The following is a 6000-nucleotide window of genomic DNA, read 5'->3' as shown; positions in this document are numbered from 1 at the left end:
TTTCCGATGTGGGGCGAAAGCGCCGGTGCGCGCGGCAGCATTCCCTCCACCTTGTGGGGAGGGTTAGGGTGGGGGTCTCTCTTCGCAAGACTCCTTATGCGATAGCCCTGCGGCGCCGGCGGATGGGAAGCACGACAACAGGACCTGAATTTTCAAAGCCCAAGGGTTGGAGAACTGCATGAAACCGCACGTCGTCTGCCATATGCTCGCATCGCTTGACGGCAGTCTTCATCCGAGCCGCTACACCACAAGCCCGGACGGAACCCGGGCCGAATGGTCAGGCATCTATGAACAGGTCCATGGGGATCTCGAAGGTGACGCCTGGATCGTTGGCCGTGTCACCATGGCCGAGATGAGCAAGGTCGGCGCGCACCCGCCGGCGCATGCCGGCAAGGTCGAGCGGCCGCATCATTTCGCCCAACGCGACGCGGGCAGCTTCGCCGTCGCGCTCGATGCCTCGGGCAAGCTCCATTTTTCCAAGTCAGACATCGGCGGCGACCATGTCGTGGTGCTGCTCGGCCACCGCGTTGCCGACAGCCATCTGGCCGAGCTCGCCGCCGACGGCGTCTCCTACATCGTGTCGGAGACGGCGGAGATGGATCTCGGCCGGTTACTCGACGTGCTCGGGCGCGAGCTCGGCATCCGCCGGCTGCTGCTCGAGGGCGGCGCCGGCATCAACGGCTCCTTCTTCGCGGCAGGCCTCGTCGATGAACTCAGCCTTCTGGTTGCCCCGGCGCTCGATGCGCGGGCGGCAAACCAGGGCTTTGTCGAGTTCGGCGAAAGCGGCCTCGCCGGCAAGGTGCTGTTGTCACTGACAAGCTGCGAAGCCCTTGCACATGGGCTCATCCACTTGCGCTACGCCGTCACCCCCGGCTGAAGCCGTTTTGCGAAGCGCATCAGTATCGCATCGCGTCGAGATCGGCGATCAGCGTCGGCCCGGTCGGATGCCAGCCAAGCCTCGCCTGGGTCAGCGCGCTGGAAGCCGGCAGATCCATGGGGGCGAACATCGCCATCCAGCCGAAATGCTCCCCCGCCTGTTCAGGCGCGATCGAAACGACCGGCACGTTCAGGCCCCGCCCGATCGCCTCGGCGATCGCGCGTACTTCCACCCCTTCCTCGCCGACGGCGTGATAGCGCGCGCCGGGCTGCCGCTTTTCCACGGCGAGCCGGAAAAGGCGCGCCGCGTCGAGAACATGGCCAGCGGAGAAGCGGTTGCGGCCTTCGCCGACATAGGCCGAGACGCCTTTCTGGCGTGCGATCTCGATCAGCGGCGTGATCAACCCCTGCTTGACCGTATCGTGGACCTGCGGCAGGCGCACCACGGATACGTTGACGCCGGCCTCGAGCAAGGCATTGCCTGCCTGTTCGGAGGCGATGCGAGGATTTCCGTGGCTGGGATTGAAGACGTCCTCGACCGCCAGTTCGCCATGTCCGGGACTGCCCATGCCGACGCCGGATGTGATCACCAGCGGGCGATCGGATCCAGCAAGGGCCGAGCCGAGCGCGGCGATGACGCGCCTGTCCTTTTCGCAATTCTCGACAAACCGCGAAAAATCATGGTCGAACGCGGTGTGGATGACGGCTTCCGCCTTCGCCGCGCCGTCGCGCAAGCCGTCGGGATCCTCGAGCGTTCCGCGATGGACCTCGGCCCCTGCCGCGGCGAGCGCCTCCGCGCCAGCGTCGGAGCGGGTCACGCCAATCACCTGATGGCCCGCCTTGATAAGTTCGGGAACAAGCGCCGAACCGATGAAGCCGGTCGCGCCGGTGAGAAAGATACGCATGCAAAATCTCCTGCACAGTTGCAGGCGCAGTATCCCCGATCTATTATTCCATTAAAGTAGTGACCTTATCATGGTATAATTGCTAACAGGATCGGTCATGACCATCCATTCCGCAGGTTCGCTCGCAGCCTTCCTGAAAGACCGCCGCACCCGGCTCGATCCGGCATCGTTCGGCTTCTCCGGGCGCAGGCGCACGCCGGGGCTGCGCCGCGAAGAGGTCGCCCAGCGCGCCAACATAAGCCCGACCTGGTACACATGGCTGGAGCAGGGCCGTGGCGGCGCGCCCTCGGCCGATGTGCTGAACCGGATCGCCAAGGGACTGCTTCTGACCGAGGCGGAACGCGAACATCTTTTCATGCTCGGGCTGGGGCGCCCGCCCGAAGTCCGCTACATCGGGGCCGACGGCGTCAGCCCTCGCCTCCAGCGCCTGCTCGATACGCTCGATGCCAGCCCCGCTCTGATCAAGACGGCCACCTGGGATGTCGTTGCCTGGAACCGCGCCGCCGAAGTGGTGCTGACCGACTACGGCGCCCTGCCCGCCGGCCAGCGCAACATCCTGCGCTTCATGTTCCGAAGTCCCACTATCCGCGCCAAGCAACACGATTGGGAAAACCTCGCCCGTTTCGTGGTGGGCGCGTTCCGGGCCGATGCGGCGCGCGCCGGCGCGGTGTCGGAAGTCACCCAGCTGGTCGACGAACTCTGCAGCGTCAGCCCCGAATTCGCCGCCCTGTGGCGGGAAAACGACGTGCTCAGCCACGGCGATGGGACCAAGCGCCTGAAGCACCCGGAACTCGGCGACATCGAATTGGAATACTCGGCTTTCGCGGTCGATGGCCGGCCGGACCTGAGCATGATCGTCTACAACCCGCTGGACGATAAGGTCGCCGGCCGCATCCGCGATCTCGCCCGGCGGCCGAAGCCGCAGAAGCCGGACGATCACCCGGCGCCATGACGCCCGGCCGGTTGAACGTCGAAGCGCCACGCCAGGGTACAGGAGACCGCATGAACGAGCAGCGTGTCCATCAGATTTTCGAGGTCAGCCTGCTGCTTAAGGGCGCACATGCGCTGGTCGAATGCATCGGCGGCCTGCTGCTTGCCCTTGTCAGCACCAGCACGATCGTGGCGCTGGTGAACAGGCTGACACAGGAAGAGCTGACCGAGGACCCGAACGATTTCATCGCCAGCCATCTGATGCACGCGGCGAGCCATTTCTCCGTCGGCACGCAGCATTTCTACGCGTTCTACCTGCTCAGCCACGGCCTCATCAAGATTGCCCTGGTGGTGGGCCTGCTGAGGGGCAAGCTATGGGCTTATCCGGCCTCGCTGGTCGCCTTGCTGCTGTTCATCGTCTATCAGCTCTACCGCTTCAGCTATACCCATTCGGCGGGGCTGATCGTGCTCACCCTGTTCGATCTCATCGTCATCTGGCTGATCTGGCATGAATACCGCCTCGTTCGGCGCCACAAGGTGGCAAGCCGTTAGAGGCGCCCGCCGGATCATCCGACTATGATCGGCCGTCCGCATCGACAGTGGAGCAATACAATCCTGTGCGAATTCGTGCTTCCCTGCGTATTACCGGCGATAGCCACTAGAACCACCGGCCGCGCGCGGCCCTTGCAAGAAGCGAGCACTGGTTTGAGGATTTTGAATGCGACCAGACAATGGGCCCGAGCCATCAGGCGTGATGTCGTCGCCCTCTGGCTTGCCGCCCGCGACCCGCGCGTACCCTGGTATGCCAAGGCGGTTGCCGGTGCGGTCGCCGCCTACGCGCTGAGCCCCATTGACCTGATCCCCGACTTCATTCCGATCATCGGCTATCTGGACGACCTCATCATCGTGCCGCTGGGAATCATGCTGGCGGTCAAGCTGGTGCCGGTTGATCTGATGCGGGAATTCCGGGATGAAGCGACCGGACGCGCCAGGCCGGTAAGCAAGGCCGGCCTGATATTCATGATCGCGGTCTGGATAGTCGCGGCAGCGGCATTGCTCTGGCTATTCTGGCCGACTCACCCGGCCTAGATTCAAACTGACCCGTCGCCTCCGGTCATTGCGATGGCTCCGGCGCCAGGACCAGCCTGATCTCCTCGGCCGCCTGCGCGGCGTAGCGGCGCACGGTGGCAAGGTCGAGCACGCTGTAGGTGGTCGCCACATAGGGTACCGTGAGCGCGGCGACCGAATGGCCGAACGGTCCGATGACCGGAAAGGCGAGGTCGATGACGCCCGGCTGCAGCCCGTCCGCCACCTCTTCATGGCCGTCGGCGCCGATGCGGGCGAGCGCCTCCAGCACATCGGCCTTTTCATCAACGATACCAGTGGCTTGCAGCCATTGATTGACTCTGTCCCGCGGCTGGAACGCCATCAGCGTGCGTCCGGTCGCGGTGGTGAACAGCGGAAACTCGGCGCCGACGCGGACGCGAAAACCGAACGCCGCCGGGCTTTCCACCTGCGCCAGGATCAGCACCCTTCCGGCATTGTGGACGCCGAGATTGCAGGATTGCTGGATGGCGTCGGACAGCCGCCGCATCGAGGGCAGCGCCGCCTGGACGAGGCCGCGGAGCGGCTCGTGCCGGTGCGCCAGCTCGAACATGCGCGGCGACAGGAAATAGGGCCCGGCCGGGCGGTCGCGGAAGATGTAGCCGCGCCGCTCCAGCGCCTGCAGCACGCGGTATATCTGGTGGATCGAGCGGCCAACCGCCTCGGAAATCTGGCCCTGGTTCAGCCCGTCCTTCTGGTCGGCCAGGAGTTCGATGATGTCGAACGCCTTCTCCAGGGCCGGCACCGAGTAATCCGGCGCTTCCGCGGTCTTGCCAGCCATACCCACAATCCTTCCCGGACCAAGGCAATTCCAGGAAAAGCGTGAACGGTTTTCCCACAGGAATTGCGTCAAATAAGAGAATCAGGGGCTTACCATAGCTACAAGGCGGCGCCCATCGAAGCCGTCATCAGTCGGGCGATGCGCCGGTTGATGTCGTCTGGCACCGGCTGCGCGCCCGCCGTAAGCCCGTTGCCCTTCACCACCCTCTCCAGCGACAGCGCCTGCAGCATGAAGCCGATGTCCATGGATTCGATCGAATTGCCCTTCGGCTCGCTGCCGGCAAGGTTGAACATGCGCCCCTCGGCAACGAGGATGATATGCCGCCCAGTGGCGAGGTCGAGCCGCCGCAACGTGCCGTCCAAATCGGTGGCCGCGGTGGTCATGGTGCCAAGGCCGTCCGTGTCGATCTCCCACGGGAAGTGCCCGGAATTGGCCAGCACCGCGCCATCCCGCATGGCGGCGATCGCGCTGGCCGGCAGCACGCCGGCGCGGCCGGTGGCGGTGATGAACACTTCCGCCCACGGCGCGAGGTCGGCGAGCGGCGCCACGCGATAGCCGTCGAGTGCCGCCTCCAGGGCCTTGATCTCGTCGACCTCGACGACAGCCACGCGTCCGCCGAGCGCCCGCAGATACTGCGCGATGCCGCGTCCGCACCAGCCATGGCCGATGACGCAGAAGCGCCGGCCGGGGATCATCAGGTTGGTGATGCGCATGAAGCTCTCCACCACGGACTGGCCGACCGCGTGCTTGTTCTCGCCGATCGCCTTCAGCGGACTGTCATTGATGACGATCGAAGGGAACGGCACCTTGCCGGCCAACTCGGCGCGCAGCCGGTCGCCGCCCGAGGTCGTCTCCTCGGTGCCGCCGAGGATGGACGCCGCGATGCCGCGTTCGACAACGCCGGCGGCAAGGTCGGCGCCGTTGTCGAGCAGCATCTCGGGCTTTGCATCCAGCACCCGCGCCAGATTGGCGTGATGATCGGCCAGCGTATCGGCCCGGCGGCCGAAAATCCCGATGCCCTGGCTTTGCAGGAAGGCGACGACATCGTCCTGCGTCGAGCCGTGATTGCCGGTGCCGACGATCTCGGCGCCGCCCTCGGCCAGCACTTCGAGCAACACGGCCGTCTTCGGTTCGACATGCAGGGACACCCCGATGCGCCGGCCGGCGAAGGGTTGCGTGCGGCGGAACTCCTCGCGCAGCCCGGCCAGCAACGCCATGCGCGAACGGATCCAGGCGATGCGGGCGCGGCCGCGCTCGACCAGCTCGGTGGTCGCCGGATTGGCCTGGGCTTGGGTCATTCGAAGTCTCCGATCATGGGTCCAGATTCAGCACTTGCAAAAAAGATTTTTGCATGTGACAAATATTGCAGAGGGTCGTCAAGCCCCCGCGAAGAGGGCAACGAAC

General features: G+C 65.2%; 7 protein-coding genes. 4 read left to right on the top strand and 3 right to left on the bottom strand.

The features are described 5' to 3' along the window. Nucleotides 1–178 precede the first annotated feature (178 nt). Complete coding sequence (locus FJ958_RS29000) at nucleotides 179–877, top strand: RibD family protein (protein ID WP_140748775.1); 699 nt, start codon at nucleotides 179–181, stop codon at nucleotides 875–877. Nucleotides 878–896: 19 nt separating this feature from the next. Here FJ958_RS29000 and FJ958_RS28995 read toward each other — a convergent pair whose 3' ends face one another. Next, nucleotides 897–1781 (bottom strand): SDR family oxidoreductase, encoded by an 885-nt coding sequence (locus tag FJ958_RS28995; protein WP_140748772.1) that lies wholly within the window; start codon nucleotides 1779–1781, stop codon nucleotides 897–899. A gap of 97 nt (nucleotides 1782–1878) precedes the next feature. Between FJ958_RS28995 and FJ958_RS28990 the strand changes: the two genes are divergently transcribed. The 3 genes from FJ958_RS28990 (at nucleotide 1879) to FJ958_RS28980 (ending at nucleotide 3800) form a co-directional block, all read left to right on the top strand. Next, nucleotides 1879–2733 carry a helix-turn-helix transcriptional regulator gene (locus FJ958_RS28990; protein WP_140748769.1) on the top strand — a complete coding sequence of 285 codons (855 nt, stop codon included), beginning with the start codon at nucleotides 1879–1881 and terminating at the stop codon, nucleotides 2731–2733. 50 nt (nucleotides 2734–2783) lie between these two features. After that, nucleotides 2784–3263, top strand: coding sequence for a DUF2127 domain-containing protein (locus FJ958_RS28985; protein ID WP_140748766.1), 480 nt, complete (start codon nucleotides 2784–2786; stop codon nucleotides 3261–3263). A 153-nt stretch (nucleotides 3264–3416) separates the two neighbouring features. Further along, complete coding sequence (locus FJ958_RS28980) at nucleotides 3417–3800, top strand: YkvA family protein (protein ID WP_140748781.1); 384 nt, start codon at nucleotides 3417–3419, stop codon at nucleotides 3798–3800. A 25-nt stretch (nucleotides 3801–3825) separates the two neighbouring features. On the opposite strand, the gene FJ958_RS28975 is transcribed toward FJ958_RS28980, so the two are convergent. Together FJ958_RS28975 and FJ958_RS28970 are read right to left on the bottom strand one after the other, a co-directional pair. After that, nucleotides 3826–4596, bottom strand: coding sequence for an IclR family transcriptional regulator (locus tag FJ958_RS28975; protein WP_140748763.1), 771 nt, complete (start codon nucleotides 4594–4596; stop codon nucleotides 3826–3828). A 98-nt stretch (nucleotides 4597–4694) separates the two neighbouring features. Further along, nucleotides 4695–5894: an adenosylhomocysteinase gene (locus FJ958_RS28970; protein ID WP_140748760.1), complete on the bottom strand. Its 1200-nt coding sequence runs from the start codon at nucleotides 5892–5894 to the stop codon at nucleotides 4695–4697. Nucleotides 5895–6000: the final 106 nt, after the last annotated feature.

The organism is Mesorhizobium sp. B2-3-5 (assembly GCF_006442395.1).
Taxonomy (GTDB): domain Bacteria; phylum Pseudomonadota; class Alphaproteobacteria; order Rhizobiales; family Rhizobiaceae; genus Mesorhizobium.
The sequence above is the reverse complement of the archived record's forward strand: the minus strand, read 5'-3'. Positions and strand labels throughout refer to the sequence as shown.

What these genes read in the sequence shown, in the direction of transcription:
- FJ958_RS29000 (WP_140748775.1), top strand. Translation starts at nt 179, where the DNA reads ATGAAACCGCACGTCGTCTGCCATATGCTCGCATCGCTTGACGGCAGT.
- FJ958_RS28995 (WP_140748772.1), bottom strand. Translation starts at nt 1,781, where the DNA reads ATGCGTATCTTTCTCACCGGCGCGACCGGCTTCATCGGTTCGGCGCTT.
- FJ958_RS28990 (WP_140748769.1), top strand. Translation starts at nt 1,879, where the DNA reads ATGACCATCCATTCCGCAGGTTCGCTCGCAGCCTTCCTGAAAGACCGC.
- FJ958_RS28985 (WP_140748766.1), top strand. Translation starts at nt 2,784, where the DNA reads ATGAACGAGCAGCGTGTCCATCAGATTTTCGAGGTCAGCCTGCTGCTT.
- FJ958_RS28975 (WP_140748763.1), bottom strand. Translation starts at nt 4,596, where the DNA reads ATGGCTGGCAAGACCGCGGAAGCGCCGGATTACTCGGTGCCGGCCCTG.
- FJ958_RS28970 (WP_140748760.1), bottom strand. Translation starts at nt 5,894, where the DNA reads ATGACCCAAGCCCAGGCCAATCCGGCGACCACCGAGCTGGTCGAGCGC.